Annotated in this window: 22 protein-coding genes and 1 tRNA gene; 14 read left to right on the forward strand and 9 right to left on the reverse strand. The window is 70.9% G+C overall.

Going from position 1 to position 22,078, the window contains the following annotated elements; genetic code table 11:
- The first annotated feature begins 235 nt into the window (after positions 1-235).
- The gene (locus ACQP00_RS03750; RefSeq protein WP_433214325.1) at positions 236-733 is read left to right on the forward strand and encodes a MaoC family dehydratase; all 498 of its coding nucleotides are present in this window, start codon (positions 236-238) and stop codon (positions 731-733) included.
- A 26-nt stretch (positions 734-759) separates the two neighbouring features.
- Positions 760-1,518 (forward strand): DUF695 domain-containing protein, encoded by a 759-nt coding sequence (locus ACQP00_RS03755; protein ID WP_433214328.1) that lies wholly within the window; start codon positions 760-762, stop codon positions 1,516-1,518.
- Here the strand turns inward: ACQP00_RS03755 and ACQP00_RS03760 are convergent.
- Complete coding sequence (locus tag ACQP00_RS03760; RefSeq protein ID WP_433214331.1) at positions 1,515-2,084, reverse strand: TetR family transcriptional regulator; 570 nt, start codon at positions 2,082-2,084, stop codon at positions 1,515-1,517. The genes ACQP00_RS03755 and ACQP00_RS03760 overlap by 4 nt on opposite strands.
- Before the next feature lie 84 nt (positions 2,085-2,168).
- On the opposite strand from ACQP00_RS03760, the gene ACQP00_RS03765 reads away from it, so the two are divergent.
- Positions 2,169-3,062 carry an oxidoreductase gene (locus tag ACQP00_RS03765; protein ID WP_433214334.1) on the forward strand — a complete coding sequence of 298 codons (894 nt, stop codon included), beginning with the start codon at positions 2,169-2,171 and terminating at the stop codon, positions 3,060-3,062.
- An 80-nt stretch (positions 3,063-3,142) separates the two neighbouring features.
- Positions 3,143-5,932 carry a glycoside hydrolase family 9 protein gene (locus ACQP00_RS03770; RefSeq protein WP_433214340.1) on the forward strand — a complete coding sequence of 930 codons (2,790 nt, stop codon included), beginning with the start codon at positions 3,143-3,145 and terminating at the stop codon, positions 5,930-5,932.
- Here ACQP00_RS03770 and ACQP00_RS03775 read toward each other — a convergent pair.
- The 3 genes from ACQP00_RS03775 to ACQP00_RS03785 are packed head-to-tail and all read right to left on the reverse strand — an operon-like array spanning position 5,913 to position 9,187.
- Entirely contained in the window at positions 5,913-7,916 is a 2,004-nt protein-coding gene (locus ACQP00_RS03775) for a hypothetical protein (RefSeq protein ID WP_433214343.1), read from the reverse strand. The genes ACQP00_RS03770 and ACQP00_RS03775 overlap by 20 nt on opposite strands.
- A gap of 27 nt (positions 7,917-7,943) precedes the next feature.
- Complete coding sequence (locus tag ACQP00_RS03780) at positions 7,944-8,699, reverse strand: oxygenase MpaB family protein (protein WP_433223674.1); 756 nt, start codon at positions 8,697-8,699, stop codon at positions 7,944-7,946.
- A gap of 56 nt (positions 8,700-8,755) precedes the next feature.
- Positions 8,756-9,187 carry a Fur family transcriptional regulator gene (locus ACQP00_RS03785; RefSeq protein ID WP_433056181.1) on the reverse strand — a complete coding sequence of 144 codons (432 nt, stop codon included), beginning with the start codon at positions 9,185-9,187 and terminating at the stop codon, positions 8,756-8,758.
- A 120-nt stretch (positions 9,188-9,307) separates the two neighbouring features.
- On the opposite strand from ACQP00_RS03785, the gene ACQP00_RS03790 reads away from it, so the two are divergent.
- Positions 9,308-9,772: a DUF2231 domain-containing protein gene (locus tag ACQP00_RS03790; protein WP_433214346.1), complete on the forward strand. Its 465-nt coding sequence runs from the start codon at positions 9,308-9,310 to the stop codon at positions 9,770-9,772.
- A gap of 20 nt (positions 9,773-9,792) precedes the next feature.
- On the opposite strand, the gene ACQP00_RS03795 is transcribed toward ACQP00_RS03790, so the two are convergent.
- Complete coding sequence (locus tag ACQP00_RS03795; RefSeq protein ID WP_433214349.1) at positions 9,793-10,095, reverse strand: translation initiation factor 2; 303 nt, start codon at positions 10,093-10,095, stop codon at positions 9,793-9,795.
- A 55-nt stretch (positions 10,096-10,150) separates the two neighbouring features.
- Positions 10,151-10,285: a hypothetical protein gene (locus tag ACQP00_RS03800; RefSeq protein WP_433214352.1), complete on the reverse strand. Its 135-nt coding sequence runs from the start codon at positions 10,283-10,285 to the stop codon at positions 10,151-10,153.
- Between the two features lie 86 nt (positions 10,286-10,371).
- On the opposite strand from ACQP00_RS03800, the gene ACQP00_RS03805 reads away from it, so the two are divergent.
- Complete coding sequence (locus tag ACQP00_RS03805) at positions 10,372-10,554, forward strand: hypothetical protein (RefSeq protein WP_345124620.1); 183 nt, start codon at positions 10,372-10,374, stop codon at positions 10,552-10,554.
- A gap of 155 nt (positions 10,555-10,709) precedes the next feature.
- Here ACQP00_RS03805 and ACQP00_RS03810 read toward each other — a convergent pair whose 3' ends face one another.
- Both ACQP00_RS03810 and ACQP00_RS03815 read right to left on the reverse strand, forming a co-directional pair.
- Positions 10,710-11,057, reverse strand: a complete 348-nt coding sequence (locus ACQP00_RS03810) for an FmdB family zinc ribbon protein (RefSeq protein WP_433214355.1) — start codon at positions 11,055-11,057, stop codon at positions 10,710-10,712.
- Between the two features lie 3 nt (positions 11,058-11,060).
- Entirely contained in the window at positions 11,061-11,645 is a 585-nt protein-coding gene (locus tag ACQP00_RS03815; protein WP_433214358.1) for a 5-formyltetrahydrofolate cyclo-ligase, read from the reverse strand.
- A gap of 126 nt (positions 11,646-11,771) precedes the next feature.
- On the opposite strand from ACQP00_RS03815, the gene ACQP00_RS03820 reads away from it, so the two are divergent.
- From ACQP00_RS03820 to ACQP00_RS03850, 7 genes are all read left to right on the forward strand, one after another.
- On the forward strand, positions 11,772-13,829 hold the full coding sequence (locus ACQP00_RS03820) for a diguanylate cyclase (RefSeq protein ID WP_433214361.1): 2,058 nt from the start codon (positions 11,772-11,774) through the stop codon (positions 13,827-13,829).
- Positions 13,830-13,838: 9 nt separating this feature from the next.
- Positions 13,839-14,771, forward strand: a complete 933-nt coding sequence (locus tag ACQP00_RS03825; protein ID WP_433214364.1) for a UTP--glucose-1-phosphate uridylyltransferase — start codon at positions 13,839-13,841, stop codon at positions 14,769-14,771.
- On the forward strand, positions 14,768-16,054 hold the full coding sequence (locus ACQP00_RS03830) for a molybdopterin molybdotransferase MoeA (RefSeq protein WP_433056197.1): 1,287 nt from the start codon (positions 14,768-14,770) through the stop codon (positions 16,052-16,054). The genes ACQP00_RS03825 and ACQP00_RS03830 overlap by 4 nt, the downstream gene beginning before the upstream one ends.
- Positions 16,051-16,665 (forward strand): GNAT family N-acetyltransferase, encoded by a 615-nt coding sequence (locus tag ACQP00_RS03835; protein ID WP_433214367.1) that lies wholly within the window; start codon positions 16,051-16,053, stop codon positions 16,663-16,665. Before ACQP00_RS03830 ends, ACQP00_RS03835 begins: the two co-directional genes overlap by 4 nt.
- 209 nt (positions 16,666-16,874) lie before the next feature.
- Entirely contained in the window at positions 16,875-17,558 is a 684-nt protein-coding gene (gene sepX, locus ACQP00_RS03840; protein WP_433214370.1) for a divisome protein SepX/GlpR, read from the forward strand.
- Between the two features lie 66 nt (positions 17,559-17,624).
- Positions 17,625-17,698 (forward strand) — tRNA-Ala (locus tag ACQP00_RS03845).
- Between the two features lie 304 nt (positions 17,699-18,002).
- Entirely contained in the window at positions 18,003-19,085 is a 1,083-nt protein-coding gene (locus ACQP00_RS03850) for a low temperature requirement protein A (protein ID WP_433214373.1), read from the forward strand.
- 3 nt (positions 19,086-19,088) lie between these two features.
- On the opposite strand, the gene ACQP00_RS03855 is transcribed toward ACQP00_RS03850, so the two are convergent.
- Positions 19,089-19,931 (reverse strand): SCO2525 family SAM-dependent methyltransferase, encoded by an 843-nt coding sequence (locus ACQP00_RS03855; RefSeq protein ID WP_433214376.1) that lies wholly within the window; start codon positions 19,929-19,931, stop codon positions 19,089-19,091.
- Between the two features lie 303 nt (positions 19,932-20,234).
- Here ACQP00_RS03855 and ACQP00_RS03860 point away from each other — a divergent pair, with 303 nt between their 5' ends.
- Positions 20,235-22,076, forward strand: coding sequence for an SCO2524 family protein (locus ACQP00_RS03860; protein ID WP_433214379.1), 1,842 nt, complete (start codon positions 20,235-20,237; stop codon positions 22,074-22,076).
- The last annotated feature ends 2 nt before the right edge of the window (positions 22,077-22,078 follow it).

The following is a 22,078-nucleotide window of genomic DNA, read 5'->3' on the forward strand; positions in this document are numbered from 1 at the left end:
CGTCACACTGCGTAGTGAGCACGCCCAATCCAGCGAGAATGTGACGCGCGTCTCTATACGCAGCGTTGCGACGGGCGTGGATGGCGTACCAAGATAACCAGCACGAAGCGTGGGCGGCGGGCGCCGGGTGAGCCCCGCCGCTTGCTGCGTTTTGTCACACTTGCCCGCGTCCCTCTATCGAGCGTCCGTTCCGGCCCGGCATGCTGCCGCCAGACACCTGAACAAGGGGGCGACGATGCAGTTCGGCCGGTACTTCGAGGAGTTCGACGTCGGCGCGGTCTACCGGCACTGGCCCGGCAAGACGGTGACCGAGTCGGACGACCACCTGTTCTGCCTGCTGACCATGAACCACCACCCGTTGCACCTCGACGCCCACTACGCGGAGACGTCGACGCAGTTCAAGCGCAACGTCGTGGTCGGCAACTACATCTACTCGATCCTGCTCGGCATGTCCGTGCCCGACGTGTCCGGCAAGGCCATCGCCAACCTGGAGGTCGAGTCGCTGCGGCACACCGCGCCGACCTTCCACGGCGACACCGTCTACGGCGAGACCACGGTGCTGGACAAGCGCGAGTCCGAGTCGAAGGACGACCGCGGCGTGGTGACGGTGGAGACCAAGGGGTACAAGCAGGACGGCACGCTCGTCTGCGTCTTCCGGCGCCGGGTGATGGTGCCGAAGCAGTCGCACGCGGGCCCGGAGGCGCCCAGCTTCCCGGTGCCCAAGGGGTCGTAAACGCACGAGGCGTCAAGGAGGACGGCGTGGGGTTGCTGCGCAGGCTGCTGGGCCGGGAACCGGCGTGGGTCGAGCGCTGGGCGGTCTACCCGGGCGAGGTGGGCGACCGGCTCGCGATGTACAACATCGACCTCGGCGCGGTCGAGGCCGCCCCGGTGGCCCGGTACCCGCAGCGCTTCGACGTCGAGTTCACGTACAAGGGTGACGGGGTCAGCGGTATGCCGGCCGCCGAGGAGCTGGCCGCGATCCACGAGCTGGACGCCGCCGTCCGTCAGGTCCTGCGCTCGGCCGGGGGCGCGCTGGTCGGCCGCGTGCTGTCCGACAACCGCGGGCGGATCACCGGGTATCTGCCCGCCGACAGCAGCCCGCCGCCGCTCCCGTCGATCGACGGCATCACGCCGGAGACGGCGATCGCCTCGGACCCCGGCTGGAGCAAGGTCCGCGAGGAGCTCACCCCGGACGCCTGGCAGCGCAACATCATGGACGACAACCAGGTCGTGCAGGAGCTCGAGGCGCACGGCGACCGGCTCAGCTCGCCGCGGGCGGTCGAGTTCCTCGCGTACTTCTCCGACGCCGACCGCGCCGAACTGTCCGCCCAGGATCTCCGCGAGGACGGGTTCGCGGTCACCGTCGAGCGCGGCGACGAGGGCGACTTCGTGCTGCAGGCCATCCGCCGCGACTCGGTCGAGCCGCCCGCCCTGCACGAGACGACGTGGAAGGTCCGCGGCATCGTCGAGAGCCACGACGGCATCTACGACGGCTGGGGCTGCATGGTCCAGGCTTAAGAGGCTGAGAAAGCCAGGGCGAAGCACTCCTCGACGAGGGCGTTGAGGTCCTCGTCGGGGTGCAGGGCCCAGCGCATCAACGCGGTGTCGAATGCCGCGAACGCCACCGCCACCAGCACCGCGGGCTGCAAGGACGGCTCGACGCCCATGCGCCGGGCGAGCTCCGACGTCAGCGTCTGCTTCCAGGCGACCTGCCGCTCCAGATAGCGCCCGAGCAGCGCCGGCGTCTCCACCGTCACCCGGGCCAGCCGCGAGGACTTCTCCGGGTGCTCCCAGAACGTGTCGGTGAACACCCGCAGCGCCTGCCGCAGCGCCTCGTCCGGCGCCTCGGAGGAAGGCCGCGCGCGCAGCGCCTCGCTCAGTTTCCGCCCGAGGTCGCTCAAGAACTCGATGATGACGTCTTCCTTGGACTGGAAGTACCGGAAGAACGTCCGCCGCGACACGCCCGCCGCCGCGGCCATCTGGTCGATCGTCGTCTCCTCGAAGCCGTGGAAGGCGACCAGCTTCAGGGCAGCCTCGGCCAGCTCGTCCCGGACGAGCTGGCGTTTGCGCTCCACGAGGCTCACCCGATCATCGTACGCCCCGACCGGCAACTTTGGCATTGCGAGGCGTAGTTGACACTCAGTGCCACAAACGGCATTCTGGGAAGCATGAGGTGGACCGAAGAGCAGGTGCCGGAGCTTGCCGGCAAGACGTTTCTCGTGACCGGGGCCAACAGCGGCCTGGGTCTGGAGACCACCAAGGTGCTGGCCCGCAAGGGTGCGCACGTGATCATGGCCGTGCGCGATCTCGGCAAGGGGGAGCGGGCCCGCGGGCAGGTCACCGGCAGCACCGAGCTCGCGCGCATCGACCTGGCCGACCTGGACAGCGTCCGGGAGCTGGCGAAGCGGCTGCACGACGAGCGCCGCACCATCGACGTGCTGATCAACAACGCGGGCATCATGATGCCGCCCCGGCAGCTGAGCGCGCAGGGCCACGAGCTGCAGTTCGCCGCCAACCACCTGGGCCACTTCGCCCTGACCCTGCTGATCCTCGACCTGGTGCGGGAGCGCGTGGTCACGGTCAGCTCGGGCCTGCACCGCGGCGGCCGCATCCACTACGAGGACCTCGACGGCGGCGCGAAGTACAACCCCTCGGCCTTCTACAGCCAGTCCAAGTTCGCCAACGTGCTGTTCGGGCTCGAACTGCACCGCAGGCTCGCCACCACGAACAAGCGCAGCATCCTCGCCCACCCCGGGTACTCCGCGACCAACCTGCAGACCTCCGGCCCGACCGGCGGCGCCAAGCTGTTCATGCGCATGGGCAACGCGATGTTCGCGATGCCGGCCGCCCAGGGCGCGCTGAACATCCTCTACGCGGCGACCGAGCCCACGGCCAGGAGCGGGCAGTTCATCGGCCCCGACAAGTTCCGCGAGTTCCGCGGCTGGCCCAGCGTCGTGCAGCCCGATCCGAAGGCCACCGACGAGGCCGACGCGAAGCGCCTGTGGGCCCTGTCCGAGCAGCTCACCGACGTGCAACTTTCACCCGCTGACCTGCGGCGATAGGCGCCCCGAGCCGACCTCCCTGTCAAAAGCCGTCCGGCGGCGGGTTGAATCCGACCACGCCGCCGCAGGGAGGAAAGTCGATGCGAAGAAGCTTGATCGTGGCCTTGATCTTGGCGTTTGCCTCGGTCATGGCCGCTGTGGTCATACAACAACCGGCCGCCCACGCCGCCGGTGGGTACAACTACGCCGAGGCGCTGCAGAAGTCGATCTGGTTCTACGAGGCCCAGCAGTCCGGGCCGAAGCCGTCCTGGAACCGGGTCAACTGGCGCGGCAACTCGGCGATGAACGACGGGTCCGACGTCGGGCGCGACCTGACCGGCGGCTGGTTCGACGCCGGCGACCACGTGAAGTTCGGCTTCCCGATGGCGTTCTCGACCACCATGCTGGCCTGGGGCGCGGTCGAGTACCGCAGCGCCTACGTCAACTCCGGCCAGCTGACCAACCTGGTCAACAACCTGAAGTTCGTCAACGACTACTTCATCAAGGCGCACCCGAGCGCCAACGTCCTCTATGGACAGATCGGGGCCGGCAACCCCGACCACGCCTGGTGGGGTCCGGCCGAGGTGATGCCGATGGCGCGTCCCTCGTACAAGATCGATGCGACCTGCGGCGGCTCGGACCTGGCCGGTGAGACCGCGGCCGCGATGGCCGCCTCGTCGATCGTGATCCGGCCGACCGACCCGACCTACGCCGACACCCTGGTGACGCACGCCAAGCAGCTGTACTCCTTCGCCGACTCGGTGCGCAAGAAGTACTCCGACTGCATCACCGACGCCGCGAGCTACTACAACTCGTGGAGCGGCTACAACGACGAGCTGGTGTGGGGCGCGATCTGGCTCTACCGGGCCACGAACGACTCGAGCTACCTGGCCAAGGCCGAGAGCGGCTACGCCAACCTCAGCAACGAGAACCAGACCACCACGAAGTCGTACCGCTGGACGATCGCCTGGGACGACAAGTCCTACGGCTGCTACGTGCTACTGGCCAAGCTGACCGGCAAGCAGCAGTACATCGACGACGCCAACCGCTGGCTGGACTACTGGACCGTGGGCGTCAACGGGGCCAAGGTGCCGACGTCCCCGGGCGGCGAGGCCGTGCTCGACAGCTGGGGCTCGCTGCGGTACGCCGCGAACACCTCGTTCGTCGCGTTCGTCTACAGCGACTACCTCACCGACGCGACCCGCAAGGCGCGCTACCACGACTTCGGCGTGCGGCAGATCAACTACATCCTCGGCGACAACCCACGCAACTCGAGCTACATGATCGGGTTCGGGACCAACCCGCCGAAGAACCCGCACCACCGCACGGCCCACGGCTCGTGGTCGGACAACATCAACGAGCCCGCGCAGTCGCGGCACACGCTCTACGGCGCGCTGGTCGGCGGTCCGACCTCGCCCAACGACGCCTACGCCGACAGCCGCAACGACTACACGATGAACGAGGTCGCCACCGACTACAACGCCGGGTTCACCAGCGCCCTGGCCCGCATGTACGGCGAGTACGGCGGCACGGCCCTCGCGAACTTCCCGGTCGCGGAGACCCCCGACGGACCCGAGATGTACATCGAGTCCTCGATCAACACCCCCGGCAGCACGTTCACCGAGGTCAAGGCGCTCGTCTACAACAAGTCGGCGTGGCCGGCCCGGGCGCTGACCCAGGGCTCGTTCCGGTACTACTTCACGCTCGACGGCGCGACCACCCCGAGCCAGATCACGCTGTCCAGCGCCTACAACCAGTGCTCCGCCCCGACCGGCCCGACGCTGGTCAGCGGCAGCACGTACTACGTGACCGTCAGCTGCGCCGGGCAGACCATCGCCCCGGCCGGGCAGTCCGCGTGGCGCCGCGAGGTGCAGTTCCGCATCGCGAGCAGCGGCACCTGGGACCCGTCCAACGACTGGTCGCTGCCGGCCGGCTCCACCCAGGCCGCGAACAGCCACATGACCCTGTTCGACGGGTCGACCCAGGTCTGGGGCACCGCGCCGACCACCGGCCCGGCCGACACGACCGCGCCCAGCACGCCCGGGAAGCCGGCGTTCACGAACGTCACGGCGACCGGGGCCACCGCGACCTGGACGGCGTCCACGGACAACGTGGGGGTCGCGAGCTACAAGGTGTACAACGGCAGCACTGTGATCGGCACGAGCACGACGAACTCGCTCGCGATCACCGGCCTGACGCCGTCGACCGCGTACTCGTTCACCGTCGTCGCGCTCGACGCGGCCGGCAACGCCTCGACCGCCTCGACGGCGGGGACGGTCACCACCTCGGCCCAGACCGGGGACGTGACCGCGCCGAGCAAGCCCGGCACCCCGACCGCGTCCGCGATCACCGCGTCGAGCGTGACGCTGTCCTGGGCGGCCTCGACCGACAACGTCGCCGTCACGGGCTACAACGTCTACAACGGCAGCGCCCTGGTCGGGTCCAGCACCACGAACTCCCTGGCCGTCACCGGGTTGAGCGCGGCGACCGCGTACTCCTTCACGGTGCGGGCCAAGGACGCGGCCGGGAACCTGTCCTCGGCGTCCGACCCGGTGTCGGTGACGACGACCGGGGGCTCGACGGGCAAGTCGTGCTCGGCCACGTACAAGGTGACCAACCAGTGGGGCGACGGCTTCAACGGCGAGGTGACGGTGACCAACACCGGCACCACGGCGCTGTCCGGCTGGACCGTCTCGTTCACGTTCCCGGGCAACCAGAAGATCAGCAACGGCTGGTCGGGCGTGTGGACCCAGTCGGGCGCGGCGGTCACCGTGGCCAACGCCGACTGGAACGGCACCCTCGCCCCGTCGGCCACGGTCGCGCCGGGCTTCGGGGCGAGCTGGTCCGGCAGCAACACCGCCCCGGCCACGCTCACCTGCACGGCCCGGTAAGGCGGTAGATCACGATCTCGCCGGCGGACCAGACCAGCGACGTCTGGTCCGCCAGGCGGGGTGACTCCCGGCCCTGCGCGCGGTCGACGAGGATCCAGCGCACCCGCCGGTCCCACAACCAGCGCAGCCGGTCCGGGGTCGGCTCATAGACGGCCAGGTCGTTGGCCCGCAGCCGGTCCGGGTCCCAGTAGTCCAGGGCCGGCCCGACCCCGCCACTCGCGGCCTGGATCGCGTTCGACTCGGGGGAGTAGCCCCAGCTGCCGAGCAGGACCCGGCGCTCCGAGTACGCCGAGATCCAGTAGGCCAGGCTCTGCCGGGCCTGCGGGCCGGAGCCGACCCGGTGCACGTTGGTGGCCACATACTCATCCGGCGTGCTGTGCGCGCGCAGCCAGCGGGCCCCGGCGGCCTGGTCGGGGGTGACCCGCACGTGATAGGCGGTGCCGAGGTTGGCGTGGTGAGCCGCGTCATAAGGCAGCCCGGCGGCGCCGGCGAAAAGGACAACCGCCAAAGCCCCGGATTTTGTACCCGTAAAAAGCGCGACGAGCACCGCCAGCCCGGCGAACGCGTACACGGAGTAGATCGGCAGCCGCAGCGGCGGGAAGGGCGCGACCCAGGCCACGACCGCTACCGCCGCCGCCCCGACCAGCCCCCGGACCGGGAGCCGGCGCACCCCGGCGGCGGACAGGATCACGCCGAACGGGAAGCCGGCGATCGCGAAGAAGTGCTGGCCCCAGGAGTTGTGCCAGACCAGCACGGCGGCCGCGAACCCGGCCAGCGCCGCCCCGGCCAGGAACCGCTCGACCGGCCCCCACTCGCGGATCATCACCATCCCGGCCAGGCGGCACCCCATCGCGACGGCGTAGGCGCCCAGCCCGGCGGCGATCACCGCGGGGCGGCCGTGCGCGAAGTCGGCCATGATGCCGAAGGGCTTCCAGGTGAGGCCGCCGCCCTCGCCGCCGTACAGGAACAGCATGGCCAGACCGAAGACTCCGGCCAGCACGGCGGCGGGGCGCCAGGCCCGGCGCGGGCCGGCGCAGACCAGGCCGGCGAGGGCGACCGGCAGCACCGTCGACTTCGCGCCCGCCACGCCCGCCGCCAGCAGCGCGAGCAGCAGCCAGGTGCGGGCGGTGTTGGCGCGCCGCAGGATCTGGGCGAGCACCGCGATCAGCGGCATGGACAGCGCCGAGGCGAAGAGCACGGAGCGGCTCGACCAGGAGTAGTACGCCGTGATCGTGCCGAAGAACGCCGGCGCCCGGGCCGGGAGGACGGCCTCGCCGACCGTGTACATCAGCGCCGCCGCGAGCGGACCGGCCCACGCCCGGCCGGTGACCCGCCAGGCCGCCACGGCCAGCAGCACCACGGCGAGCACGGCGAGGGCCGGCAGGTCGAGCCGGAACCACAGCACCGGCAGGTCGACGCCGGTCAGCCGGCCCGCCGCGGCCAGGTGCGCGTAGGTGAACCAGTGGTAGGGCAGCGGTTCGGCGCCGAGCTCGGGGACGGCCAGCGGGAAGTGGTGCCGGAGATCGCCGGCGACCGCGAGCAGGTTCAGCTGGTCGATCATGTAGTCGGCCGGGCCCGAGGTCGGCACGGGCGGGTTGACGCGCAGGAAGGCCCAGGTGAGGTACCCGACGAAGCCCAGCGCCACCGCGGCCACGCTCCACGACCAGGCCCGCGTCGGCCGCTGGGGATAGGCGGGGGTGCGCAGGTGCCGGCGCAGCAGGATCACCGTGAGGATCGGCCAGGCCCAGAAGATCGGGCGGGCGGCGATCTCCACGACCAGCCCGACGGCGGTACCGAAGGCCAGGTCTTCCACCAGGCTGTGCGGGTCGCGGCGCAGGGCCCGGTAGATCAGCGTGCCGGGCAGGACGACGGCCAGCCCGACGTAGGCGCAGTAGCGGACAATGTCGGAAATGTCGGTTTTCAGTACCAGAAGGATTGTCGTCACGGCGGCGGCGACGGTGAGCGCCGGGAGCCAGCGGGCCACGCCGGGTTGAACGGCGCCGGCCCCGGTTCAGTTGCGGTGGTCGAGCCGTTCCATGGCGCGCTTGCGGGCCGGGGACTCGATCCACTCGATCGGCACCGCGCGCAGCAGCCGGCCCACGACCCGGGCGTTCACCGAGGTCACGAGGTCGGTGGCGGGCAGGCCGGGCAGCCCGTAGAGCCGCCGGGCCCAGGGCGGCAGCAGCCCGATGGCCAGCGCCGACACGCCGAACGCGGCCCCGCGCACGGGGGTGAGGCCCAGGCCGTACGGCAGCGGGGGCATGGTCAGGAAGATGCCGGTGGCCGCCGAGTCCACGGTGAGCTCGAGCTTCGGCTGCATCTCGGCGTAGTAGTCGGCGACGGCCGCCACCGAGTCGGGCACCGTGGCCGGGTCCAGGCCGACCACCGCCGCGGCGCGGGTCTGCTCGCGGAAGTACCCGTCCTGCTCCTGCGGGCTCAGCCGGAGCCCGCCGCGCAGCACGGCGGCGAGGTACGACTCGACCTCCGTCACGTGCACCCAGCGCAGCAGCTCAGGCTCGTCGACCCGGAACCGCTCGCCGGTGCGCCGGTCGACCGCCGTCATCCGCGAGTGCAGCTTGCGGACCCGCGCGCCGGCCTTCTCGACCTCCTCGGTGGTGCCGTAGATCACGGTCGTCACGAAGATCGAGGTGCGGGCCAGGCGGCCCCAGGGGTCCTTGCGGTACGAGCTGTTCTGCTCGACCCCGGCCACCGCGCGCGGGTGCAGCGCCTGCAGGTAGAGGCTGCGCAGGCCGCCGACGGTGACCATCGGCTCCCGGTGCACGCGCCAGGTGATCGAGTCCGGGCCGAAGAGGCCGTGGTCCGTCACCGGGTGTCTTCGGTCCGCTTGGCCTGGCAGGCCGGGCACAGGCCCCAGAAGGTGACCTCCGCCTCGTCCAGGACGAACCCGTGCGCCTGCGACGGGGTCAGGCAGGGCGCCTCACCGACCGCGCAGTCCACGTCGGCGATCTCCCCGCAGCCCCGGCAGACCACGTGGTGGTGGTTGTCGCCGACCCGCGACTCGTACCGCGCCGGGCTGCCGGCCGGCTCGATCCGGCGGGCCAGGCCGGCCCGGGACAGCGCGCTGAGCACGTCGTACACCGCCTGGGTGGAGACCGTGTCGAGGCGCTGGCGCACCTGGATCGCGATCTGTTCGACGTCGAGATGGCCGCGGGAGCCCTCGAGGACCTCCAGCACGGCCAGCCGGGGTCGCGTCACACGCAGACCCCGGGCGCGCAGCAGATCTTCACCCGACACAAGTTCAATAAGACCACGCAGGTTGGAACCGTTCAAATGTTTCCGGTCTCTTGAACCCAAGAAGCTCTGCGCGGGTACCTCACCTGCGGGGAGGATCCGTAAACGGAACGAGGAGGATTCGTGTTCGATCGTGTCTCGGGCATACCGGCCCACCCACTGTTCGTGCATGGCGCGGTGGTGCTGGTGCCGCTGCTGGCGCTGGTCGCGGTCCTCTACGGGGTGTGGCCGGGCAGCCGGCGGCACATCCGCTGGCCGCTCATCGCCTTCGCCGTGGCCGCGCCGATCGCCGTCTTCGTGTCCAAGGAGTCGGGCGAGGAGCTGAGCAAGCAGTTCGGGAACTCGCCGGCCGTGCTGGAGCACGAGGGGTACGCCGACAAGCTCTTCTGGTTCATCCTCGCCCTCGGCGTGGTGAGCCTGGTCATGGCGTTCATGGTCCCGGCCACGCGGGACGGCGCCGCGGCGATCAAGGCGCCCGCGGTCGCGCACTACGCGGTGGCCGGCGTGGCCGTCGTGCTGGCGCTGGTGTCGGCGTTCTACGTGTACAAGACGGGGGACAGCGGCGCCCACATGGTCTGGGGCTCCTAGGGCCCTGTCCTGGAGCAGCCTCAGAACAGCGCGCGGCCGCACAGGATGAAGAGCAGGACCAGCATCACGGCCCCGGCGAAGATCCCCATGCCCTTGGTCAGGATGGTGGCGGCCTGCTCCTCGCGCTCGATGCGCTCGGTGTCCTGCGTGGGCAGCTTGCGCGGCGGGGCCGGCGTCTCGACCACGGGCGGGCGCCAGCCCCGCGGCGGCGGGTTGCTGCGCGGCGCGCCCGTGTAGGGCACGTTTTTGGGCTCGGCCGGCGCGGGCGGGGCGGCAGCTTCGGTCCCCTCGGCGGGGCGCCGCCAGTACGCGTCGTCGCTCACGTCATCGACATTACCCACCGCCGGAGTCACTCCGGCGGTGAGTACGTCGGTTGATCTAGTCGTTCTGGAGGTCGCGGAGCTCGGCCAGGGACATCGGGCGGGTCGCGTCCGGGTCCTGCTGGTCGAGGCGGAGCGTCTCCTGCTCGTCGGCAGAAGGGTCGGCCACGGGCTCAGGGGTGGGTTGCGTCATGCCGCCGAGTGTGACCTGTGCGGCACTGGGGCGACTGTCGTCATTCGGCCACTTTCCGGCAAACTCCCGGGGGTACCTTTACTGCCGTGGCTGGTACGAACGGGTGGGCCCCCACCGATGAGCAGCGTGAAGTGAGCTTCGAGGACTTCGCCGACGAGCTGGTCGTGCTCCCGGATCACACGACCGACGACACGGACGCCGGCTGGGGTGAGCGCGCGTCCACCAACGACGACCGGCTGCTCTCCGACCGGCCGCCGCACTGGGACTAGGCGCTGCTGTAGCTGGCGGGCGGATGGTCTGACTGGCGCTGTTGGATTCTGTAGCGATGTCCTGAAGAGCGGTGGGGGAGCTCCGCTCCACCCACACCCCCTCAAAACCGCACCAGGTCCTACGGCGACGGGGCGGGACCCTGCTCCGGGGCGCCCTACGAAGTCGAGGAGCTTGAAGAGCTCGAGGAGTTCGAGGAGCTCGACGAGGTGCTTGCCGCGGGCTTGGAGTCGCTCTTGGTCTCGGTCTTCGTGCCGGCCGACGACTCGGACTTCGTCTCGGTCTTCGTGGACTCGCTCTTCGAGGAAGACGACCCCGACTTGCCGTTGGAGCGCGAGTCGGTGCGGTAGAAGCCCGAACCCTTGAACACCACGCCCACCGCCGAGAACTGCTTGCGCAGCCGGCCCTGGCACTCCGGGCACTCGGTCAGTGCTTCGTCGGTGAACGACTGCACAGCTTCGAGCTGGTGGCCGCACACCGTGCAGGCGTACTGGTAGGTAGGCACCGCTCAGCCTCCATCATTGGCACTCTGATACTTCGAGTGCCAATGGTGCGGTATCGGACACCCCTTCGTCCAGTCGACGTGCGCGTCGTCATAGCCACCGCCACGGCCGCTGAGCGCTCCGCAGACGCGCTGGTCATGCGGTTCGGACGGAACTTCCCGCAGGTACTCCCCGGGATAGAGCAGCACGACCGTCGGCGCCTCGACCCGGCGCAGGACCCGGTCGTAGGAGCCGCCGCCCTGCCCGAGCCGGGTGCCGTCCGCGCCGACGGCCAGCCCCGGCAGCAGCACCAGGTCGGCGCCGGCGATCGCGTCCGGGCCCAGTCGCGGCCCGTCCGGCTCGCGCAGGCCCCGGCGGCCCGCGCGCAGGGTTCCGGTGTACCGCGCCCAGTCCAGGTCGTCGTCGTCCAGCAGGACGGGCAGCAGGAGGCGCTCGGCCGCCGCGGCCAGGGACGGCACGAGGTCCGCGCCGCCCGGCTCCAGCGCCAGCGGGACGTAGGCGGCGACGGTTCGGGCGCCTGCTCGCAGTACCAGATCAACAGCTGCGGCGACCAGAGAACGGTCGGCGACCGCCCGATCGGCGGCCGGCATGGCACGGCGGACGGACCGGATGTGCGCTCGCAGCTCGGATTTGGGGGACACCGTGGGTAGCACCCCTCGATTCCATGTGATTTGTGACAGCATCGCATCAACCGAGGCAGTGATGGAGGCGAGGACGTGACCCTGCGGGCGCGGCTCACCGCCGCCTTCCTCGCGGTCGTCCTGGGCCCGGTGCTGCTCGGCGCGGTCTTCGTCGGCATCGCGGTGGCCACCGTGAGCGACCAGCGCGCCGCCGAGCGCCTCGCGGCCGGCAGCGACAACCTGCGCGCCGCCCTCACCGTCACCTGCCAGCGCCTGCAGCTGGCCGCCGAGACCGCCGCGCTGCAGGCCGCGAGCCCGGATGCGGCCCGCACGGCCGTCGGGCGCGGCCTGGCCCGCTCGGTCGAGGTGACCCGGACCGACGGCAGCGTGCTCGCCGTCGCGGGCGATCTCCCGGCCCGGCCCTGGGCCGACTGCGCCGCGCCGACCACCGCCGCCTATGCCGCACTGTCCGCCTCGGTCGACGTGCTCGACGCCAACGGGCAGCGGACCGGCCGGGCGTACGCGGTCGAGCCCGTCGACTCCACCCTGCTCGGCCGGCTCGCCTCGGCCAGCGGGGTGCGGGTGAACTCGCTGGCCAGCGGGCCGCAGCCGACCGCCGAGGACGGGGCCATCGCCGACCTGGCCCGCGGGCTGATGCCGGGCGCGACCGGGACCACCGACGGCGGCCGCCTCGTGCGCCGGCTCGACCCGGCGGCGGGACAGCCGCTCGCCCTGGCCGTGAGCGTGCCCGCGCCGGACGTGCAGGGGCTCTATGCGGTACTGGTGGCCGTCGTCGTCTGCGCCGGCCTGGTCGCGATCAGCGTGGCCTGGTGGCTGGCCCGCTCCACCACCCAGCCGCTCACCGAGCTGGCCCAGGCGGTCGAGCGGGTCGCGGACGGCGACCTCGGGGCCCGGGTGCCGGTGCGCAGCCAGGACGAAGTGGGGCGGCTCGGGCAGACGTTCAACCGGATGACGCGGGAGATGCAGGGGTACGTCCAGGCCCTCACCGCCAGCCGCGACCAGCTCCGGGGCCAGCTCGGGGTGCTCGGCGACACCCTGGCGGGCACCCACGACCTCGACCGCATCCTCCAGGTCATCCTGCAGACCGCGACCGCCGCCACCGGGGCCCAGGCCGGCGTGGTGCTCATGGCCGATCAGGCCGGGGTGGAGCTGCGCGGGCAGGTCAGCGAGGGGCTCGCCGGGATCGACCTCAACGAGCTGCGCCTGGCGCCGGGGGAGGGGCTGCTCGGCACGGTGGCCGCGTCGGGCGAGCCGATCCGCGGGCGGGTCGACCGCGACGGGCCCGTGCTCTCGCCGAACGAGCCGCGGTGCGTGACGTACGTCGCCGTCCCGATCGCCGCGCCCGCCGCCGGCCCGACCACCGGCCTGGAGCCGCAGACCGAGCGCCCGCCGGCCGCGCGGGGTGTGCTCGCGCTCTACGACCGGCACGGCTTCGACGAGTTCGACGACGCCGACCTGGTCACCCTGCGCACGTTCGCCGGGCAGGCGGCCGTCGCGGTGGACAACGTCCGGGTCCACGAGGAGGCCCAGCGGCTCTCCCTCACCGACCCGCTGACCGGCCTGTCCAACTACCGCTACCTGCGCGAGTCGCTGCGCCGGGAGGTCGAGCGGGCCAGCCGCTTCGGCCGCGACCTGGCCGTGCTCTGCCTCGACCTGGACCATTTCAAGGAGGTCAACGACACCTACGGGCACGCCGCCGGCGACGCCGTGCTGGCCGAGTTCGCCCGCCGGTTGCGCGCCGAGATCCGCGAGGTCGACTTCGCCTTCCGGCAGGGGGGTGAGGAGTTCGTGGTACTGCTGCCGGAGACCGACGCGACCGGCGCGGCGGTGCTCGCCGAGCGCCTCGGGGTGGCCGTCCGGCGCAGCCCGGTGCTCGTCGTGTCAGCCACGGGCAGCGCGCCACCGCGCCGAATTCCGGTCACCGTATCGATCGGGATCGCAGTCTTTCCGCACCACGGCCCGACCGGGGCGGCGGTGCTCGAAGCGGCCGACGATGCCCTGTATGCGGCCAAGGCCGGAGGTCGTGACACATACCGCCTGGCCGCGGGCGAAAGCGGCGTGAAGGCGAGCGCCGAGGTGACGCCCGGCGCGCCAAAGGCGACGCAACCACCGCGACAGAGCCGCGGCGGCTAGCCTTCTACCATGCCTGACACGACTCCTCACCAGTCCGCGACGCGGCAGCGGGCTGTCAAAGCCGTGATCCCGGCGGCGGGGCTCGCCACCCGCTTCCTCCCGGCAACCAAGGCCGTCCCCAAGGAGCTCCTGCCGGTGGTCGACCGGCCCGTGCTCCAGTACATCGTCGAGGAGGCGACCGCCGCCGGCATCAGGGACATCCTGCTGGTGACCGGGCGCGGCAAGACCTCGATGGTCGACCACTTCGACCGCCGCCCCGATCTGGAGGCGCGCCTCGCCGAGAAGGGCGACACCAAGCGCCTGGAGGCGATCAAGCGCCCGGCCGAGCTCGCCGAGATCTACACCTGCCGCCAGGCCGAACCCCTCGGGCTGGGCCACGCGGTGTCGTACGGCGAGAGCCACGTCGGCCCCGAAGCCTTCGCGGTGCTGCTGGGTGACGAGTTCTGCGACGAGGCGGAACCGCTCCTGCCGGCCATGCTCGACCTGCAGGCCCAGACCGGCGGCATCGTGCTCGCGTTCATCGAGGTCGACCCCGAGGAGACCAACCGCTACGGCATCGCCGCCGTGGAGCCCTCCGACCTCAAGGTCGACGCCGGCGAGACGGTGAAGGTCACCGCGCTGGTCGAGAAGCCCAAGCCCGAGGATGCCCCGAGCAACCTCGCGATCGTCGGGCGGTACGTGCTGCCGGCCGAGATCTTCGACGCGATCCGCCGCATCGGCCCCGGTGCCGGCGGTGAGATCCAGCTCACCGACGCCATGGCGCTGCTGCTGGCGGAGGGCACCCCGGTGCACGGCATCGTCTATCGGGGCACCCGGTACGACACCGGCATGCCGCTCGGGTACTTGCAGACGGTCGTCCAGCTCGCGGTGAAGCGCGACGACCTCGGTCCGGCGTTCAGCCAGTGGCTGACCAGTTTCGTGGAGAAGGATCTGCGCGGGTGACAGCGGTTCCAGCGACGGGCTCCCACCACGACGCGGCGCGTGACGCCGGCGTCGGGTCGAACGCGCGCGTCCCCCTCGCCGACTATCTCGCCGGCGTGCTCCGTGGGCTGCGCCCGTTGCCCCCGCTGGACCTGGAGATCACCGCGGCGCACGGCAACGTGCTCGCCGAGGACGTGGTCGGACCGGGCCCGGTGCCCGCGTTCGACCACGCCGCCATCGACGGGTACGCCGCGCGCTTCGACGACATCAGCGACGCCCAGCCGGGCCGGCCGGTCCGGCTGAGCGTCGTCGGCGACCTGGTGGCCTCGAGCTGGCGCCCGGTCCGCCTCACCCCCGGCACCTGCTTCTCGGTCGCGGCCGGCGCGCTCATGCCGGTCTCGGCCGACGTCGTGGTCCCGCCGGGGATGACCGACCAGGGCATGGCCGCCGTCGAGGTGTACCACCCGACCAAGCGCGGCCACGGGGTCCGCCGGGCCGGCGACGAGCTGCCCGCCGGGGCGATCCTGGCCCGGGCCGGCGCCTACGTCACCCCGCCCCTGGTCTCCGTGCTGGCCGCGAGCGGCATCGGCCACGTCGTGGTCCGCCCCAGCCCGCGGGTCGTGGTCATCGCGACCGGCGACGAGCTCGTCGACGTGGGCCGGGCCAGCCAGCCGGGGCAGGTCGTGGACGCCAACTCGCACGCCCTCACGGCGGCGGCGGCCGAGGCGGGCGCGCACGCGTACCGCGTCGGCATCTGCGACGACGACCCCGAGGGCCTGCGCGGCCTGCTCGACGACCAGATGCTGCGGGCCGACCTCATCATCACCACCGGCGGCACGGGCACCGGCCCGGGCGACATGGTGCGCCGCATCCTGTCGCGCACGGTGGTCTTCTCGGATCTTTCGGTGTACCCGTGCAGCTCCCTCGGCTACGGCACGGTCGGCGGCCCCAACGGCGTGCCGATCGTCTGCCTGCCCGGCGACCCCGGCGCGGCCCTCATCGGCTTCGAGGTGCTCGCCCGCCCGGTCATCCAGCTGCTGGCCGGGGCCGATCCGGTCTTCCGGCCCAGCGTCCGCGCCCACCTGCTCGAGACGGTCAGCTCGCCCTCCGGGATGCGCGAGTTCCGCCCGGCGTACATCACCGAGCGCCGCGGCGGCGGGTACACTGTCGCTCCGCTCGCCGGTGGCCCGTACACCCTCTCCGGCCTGGCCGACGCCAACGGTCTGATGGTCCTGGGGGAGAAGGTCATCAGCGCGGCCGCAGGCTCCACCGTGGACGTCATACTCTTGGATAGGCGGCGATGAGTCAGCCCGGATGGCCCGCAGTCCTCAGGGACGGCCCCGTGACCCTGCGCCCCTATCGCCGCTCCGACGCGCGCACGTGGTCCGAGGTCCGCCGGGCCAACGAGCAGTGGCTGGGCAAGTGGGAGCCGACGCCGTACGGCACCTGGCACGACCTGAACTCGATTCCCGCCTTCCGGGCCGTCCACGCCGACCTGCGCCGGGCCGCCCGCCACGGCACCGCGATGCCGTTCGCCGTCTGCTACGAGGACCGCCTCGTCGGCCAGCTGACGCTGGGCAACATCGTGCGGCGGGCGTTCTGCTCCGGCTACGCCGGCTACTGGGTCGACTCGCGCTACGCCGGCAAGGGCATCACTCCCACCGCGCTCGCCCTGGTCGTCGACCACGCGTTCAGCGTCGGCGGGCTGCACCGCATCGAGGTGAACATCCGCCCGGACAACGCCGCGAGCCGCCGGGTCGTGGAGAAGCTGGGCTTCCGGCAGGAGGCGTACCACCACCGGTACCTCCACATCGACGGCGACTGGCGGGACCACCTCGGGTACGCGATGACGACCGAGGACCTGGCGGACGAGGGCGGCCTGCTGGCCCGCTGGCACAAGACCCTGGTCTCGTAAGGTTTAGGCCTTTCGTCCCGGTTTGCGGGCATTCGGCTATGTCCGTTTTGCACCTTCGGGCGTTTCCTCCTGCGTGTTGACGTGGTACGGCCCCCGGCGCGTCGTAAGGTCTTGAGACGGAGTTACCACGGTGTAACTTCCACAGACTTCGATGCTTTTCGTGCCTGGGGGGACCGGCGCGGAGGGCTTGAACAGGATCAATAGGAGGGGTGAGGGTGCCGACCTCGGTGCTCCTCGCCGTCCTCGCCGCTGCTGGGCTCCTCGCCCTGGCGCCCGCCTTGGTGCGCCGATACGACGCAACAGAGCGGCTGGTGGCGGAGCGGGCGTTGTCGACCGCGCGGGTGCTGACCCGCGCCGATCGACGCCGCCGCACCGTGCCCGGCCGCCGCCCGGTCAACCCGCCCCGCCTGCTCGTGCCGCGGGTCTCGTCCTCCTCCGGCCCGCTGCCGGCGCCGCGCCTGGCCCCGGTCTCGGCCCCGCCCGCCCGCGCCCAGCGCCGCCGCGTGCACCGCGCCCCGCGCGCGATGTACCGCCGCCGCCGCGTGCTGCTGGCCCTGGTGCTGCTCAACCTGGCCGAGGTGTGCGGCATCACGCTGGTGAGCCCCGGGTTCTGGGTGAGCTTCGCGGTCACCGGCGCGCTGCTCGTCTACTACCTGGCCCACCTGCGCACGCGCGCCCTGCGCGACCGGCGCCGGCGGCGGGAGGAGGCGAGGTACGCGGCCTGGATCGCCCGCCGCCAGGCCCAGGTCCGCCGCGAGCAGCTGCGCCGCGCCGCCGCCCGCCGCGAGGCCCTGGCCCGTCAGCTGGCCGAACGCGACCGCGCCCGGCGCGAGGCGGCCCGCCTGAACTCGCTGCGTGGCCGCCCGTACGACACGCGGGCCTCGGGACAGTGAACCCATTCGCGTCGCCCGGAACCGACCTGTTAGTCTTAGCGCCGGTCCGCTTCACCGGGACCGGTTGGGGTTGTGGCGCAGTCTGGTAGCGCACCTCGTTCGCATCGAGGGGGTCAGGGGTTCGAGTCCCCTCAACTCCACGTAGGGCTCAGCCTGTTCACAGGTTGGGCCTGTTCGCGTTTCGTGGAGTTTGTCTTCGCGCTCGCATGCTCGCTCCCCAATGGGGGAGCGAGCTCCACCCATGCCCCCTCATCTGCGCTCCGGCTGGATGGTGCAGCATGGAGATCTTCGCCTGGGTCGGGCCGGCTTATCGGTGCTGTTGGAACGTTCTTGCGGGTGCTGTTGGAGGGTTCCTTGGGTGTTCCTGGGTTGCAGGCTCCTTGGCGGCGGCTCATGGGTGGGCGGGATCCGCGGGAGGAGCATCGCGCCTCTACGCCGCTTGAGTTGCTGTTTGACCTTTGCTTTGTGGTGGCCGTGTCGCAGGCTGCGGCCCAGCTTGCCCACGGCATCGAGGAGGGGCACTCGCTCCAGGCGGTGGCTGGCTTTGCGATGGTGTTCTTTGCGATCTGGTGGGCCTGGATGAGCTTTACCTGGTTTGCCTCGGCCTATGACACGGATGATGGGCCGTTTCGGCTTCTCACGCTGGTGCAGATGGCGGGGGCGCTGATCCTGGCCGCTGGGGTGCCGGCCGCGCTCAGTGACTACGACTTTACGCAGGTCACCATTGGGTATGCGGTTATGCGCATTCCGATGGTTGCGCAGTGGCTGCGGGCTGCGCGTGAACACCCTGAGGGGCGGCAGACTGCCCGTCGCAACGCGCTTGGGATCACGGTTGTGCAGGTCCTTTGGATTCTTCGGCTGCTGCTGCCGCATCCGTTCGACTACATCGGCTTTGTGGTCCTGGCGCTGGCTGAGATTGCCGTACCGGTCTGGGCCGAAGGGACTGGCGCGATCAAGTGGCATCCGGAGCACATTGCGGAGCGGTACGGGCTGTTCACCATCATTGTCCTGGGCGAGGTCATTCTGGCCTCGACGGTGGCCTTCGGCAGCGCCATGCACGCCGGCGTGTCCATCCAGCTGATCCTGGTGGCCGTGGGCGGGCTGCTGCTGATGTTCGGGATCTGGTGGGCCTATTTCCTGGGCGGCGACGTGCACGGCTTCCGCTCGGGCAAGGTGGTCCGCACCTGGGCCTACGGGCATTACGTGGTCTTCGGCTCGGTGGCCGCCCTGGGCGGTGGACTGGAGGTCGCGGTGCGAGCCGCCGAGCACAACGTCCACGTCCCGCCTTTGGTGGCCGGCTATGCGGTGGCGGTACCGGTGGCGCTGTTCCTCATCGCTGGGCTGCTGCTGCGCTGGCTCGTCTGGCCGACCGGCACGGTCATGCCGATCCCCTTCATCGCGGCGTCGGTGGCCCTGTTGTTGTGCCCGCTGCTGGCACCGCCCTTGGGCATCGGCGCCGCGATCCTGGTGATGGGCCTGATCCCGGCGGCCGCGCTGGCGGTGCTGCTGAGCCGGCGCTCTGCTTAGCGGCTACTTCCCGCGGTACCCTGTCGCCAGCACCATCCCGACGTCGGGCCGCAGATCCGAAACGATCGGCGTCACAACCGTCGACGGTGCATGGGCCCGCATCACGTGGGCGACGTTCGCCGGGGTCACCGGAAAGGCGGGGTACGTGCGGCCCTCGATCGCGTAGCCGCTGGACCCGGTCATGAAGGCCGCGGCGAACGGGGCGCCCGGCTTCAGCGCCGCGAGGAAGCGCGTGACGGCACGGAAGAACTCCTGGCGATCCTCCGACATCGAGCAGGCCACGAAGAACATGGTGCCGATGTCGTACCGCCGCTTCGGCAACTCGAAGATGCTGCCCTGCCCGACGTAGGCCTTGCGCCGGAACTCGGCGGCCGGACGGTGCGCCCGCACGTACTGCGCAAAGGCCGGATGCTCGCCGTAGAGCCGCCAGAACGGGTCCCACGACCGCCACGAGCGGCGCGTCCACGACTGCTGCCCGCGCAGCCAGGCCACATTGGCGGTCGAGTAATCGATGAGGTCCAGGGCGGAGCAGAACGGCAGCATCGACAGCGCCGGGTACAGATTCGCGCCGGGCCCGACGTCCAGCCCCAGCGCATTCGCCGGAAGCGAGGCCGCCCCGAAGAAATCCCGCAGCTGCACGATGATCTGCCGGTCGTCGTCCCGCATCGTCAGGTAGTTGTGCGCGTGGTACGCCTTCGGATCGAACGCATTCCAGTCGATCTCGTGATTGCGGCACGGCCACGGCATGCCGCCCATTCGACCGGTTTTGCCGGCCATTGCCTGGCTCGTCATGGAGGACCTCCTCGGATCGCCAACATGATCGTGATCGGGCGGCCGGACGTACACGCCAGTTGATCGATCCTTGACACTACTGGAGAGGGAATCGGGGATCGTGACGATTATCCGATCGTGCAGCTTGCGCCGATGGGGCGCTCGAAGATCAAGCTCGTCGGTGCGACCGCATCGGGGGCCGAGCGTCCGCGAGGTCGACCATGACGACCGGACCCGCCTGGACTACTCCACAGGGTCTAGGGATTGTCGATTCCGCTGGTTAGGATTTGTTTCGAGCCTGACTCGCGCAACTGATGTCGCGAATCGGTTATGACCGCGGCGTTCCGTACGGCCCGACGGGGACATGGGTGGTAATCGATGAGGATGCAGCCCCGCCAGGAGATACTCGATATCTGGCGCGCCATGGTGCGGTGGTCCTGGCAGAAGGGCCAATGGGTGTGGGGCGGGCGGTCCGTGCCGAACTCGATCGGTGACGCCGAGCAGCTGCTGTGTCTGCTGCTGCCCGCCTCCAGGGTTCCGGCGTTCGCGCTGGACGATCCCGACCGCACCGGCCTGGACATGATGGACGCGCTGGAGGACCTTGGCGGCGCGACGGAGATTCCGCGCAAGATCGTTTCTGTGTTCCTGGAGTACTACCGGCGCTACACCGACGAGTCCGGCACGCCGATCTTCGCAGGGGGCAGCTACTTCGCTGCCTCGGTCGACGGCGAGGAGCCCAGCGAGGAGCAGCGCGCCCTCGACGTCGTCGACTCCTACGCGCTGGCGATCACGCTGTCGCTGGCCACTATCGGGTTCGCGCGCATCTTCCGCGGCACGACCCGCCGTCACGCGGTGCTCGAGATGGTCGACGATGTCGAGCAACGGGCGAGCACCAGGCTCACGGCCGCGATGGTCGGCCTGCTACGCAGCTTCTGTGTCAACGTCTTCGACGCCGACTCGGCGTACGGCAGGAACCTGATGCAAACCGTGAACCAGGAGGGGCTGCCCTCCCGCGAGGTGGTCGACGGTCTGCGGCTGGAGCTGCGCGAGACGATGGCGAGCTTCCGCGAGGTACTCATCGGGTCCGGTCAGGTGACCGACCTCAACAGCCAGAACCAGCTCTTCGAGTGCGGCTGGTCCTGGGGGATCGTCGAAGGCGCGCCCGAGGTCGAGGTCGCCGGAACCGAGCGGATCGGGGCCCAACCGGCGGGCGTTGCCGAGCCGGCACCTTACCTCCACTTCACCGTCGCCGCCATGGACGCAATCGAGGAGCTCTTCTCCGAGCGCACCCGCGTCCTGGGCCTGCTCAATGAGGAACAGCAGCGGCTGTCCCGGTCCCTGCAGCTGCGCTCCGACCTGACCCGCTCCTACTGGGTCACGGTCGCCACCTACGGCGAGGGCCCGCGCTGGCCGCTGGAGGACATCCCCTGGCGGACAACCGACGGCCGCGACTCGGACTATTTCACCCTCCAGGTGACCTCGCTGGTGGTGCCGGGGTTGGCGCAGAACCGCAGCTCCAACGCCGAGCTCGTGAGAGTCGGCAACATCCTGGAAGAGCTGTCCAACCGTGCCCGCATGACCCGCCGGCCCAACCGTAACGACTCGGCCATCGGCCTGCACCATCCCGGTCTGCGGCTGAATCTGGTCGGCAGCGAGCGTGTCGGCGGCGTCGAGATCACCTGGATCGTCAACGAGTTCGCCCCACTGCTGCTGCAGCGCACCGCGAGCATTGCCGGCCGGCTCAGCGACGGCGGCGACCGCGGCGCGCTGCTGGAGACGGCCGACCGGGTCTGGGAGCACCTGCTCAGCCGGCGCTTGCAGCGCGGCGCGGGTCGGAGCCTGTGGGATGACCCGGCCCGGGCTTTCCCAGATCTGCGGATGGCGCCCGAGGAGTCGCCGTGCTGGCTGATCAACGAGCGGGTCGTGGAGGCGCTCGTGGTCATCGCCGACGTGCTTGACCGGCCCCCGTTGAGAAGTCCTGACCTCGCCGGCCATGCGGCCGACCTGGTCAGCGAGGCCGAGCAGCTCTTCGACCGCGAGCTCCTGCGGGGCAGCGGCAAGTCCCTGGAGTTGGAGATCAAGACCATCCGAGCCAACCTGCGCCGGGCCCGGGAGGTCGTCAACGATCGCCCCGGAACCGCGGCCTGGCTTGCCCTCACCGTGCTTGGCCTGCTCAACGACCTGTCGGCCGGTCGGCAGAAGTCAACAGGAGTGAACTGACC

It is taken from the genome of Dactylosporangium sp. CS-047395 (assembly GCF_050942185.1).
Classification (GTDB): Bacteria; Actinomycetota; Actinomycetes; order Mycobacteriales; family Micromonosporaceae; genus Dactylosporangium.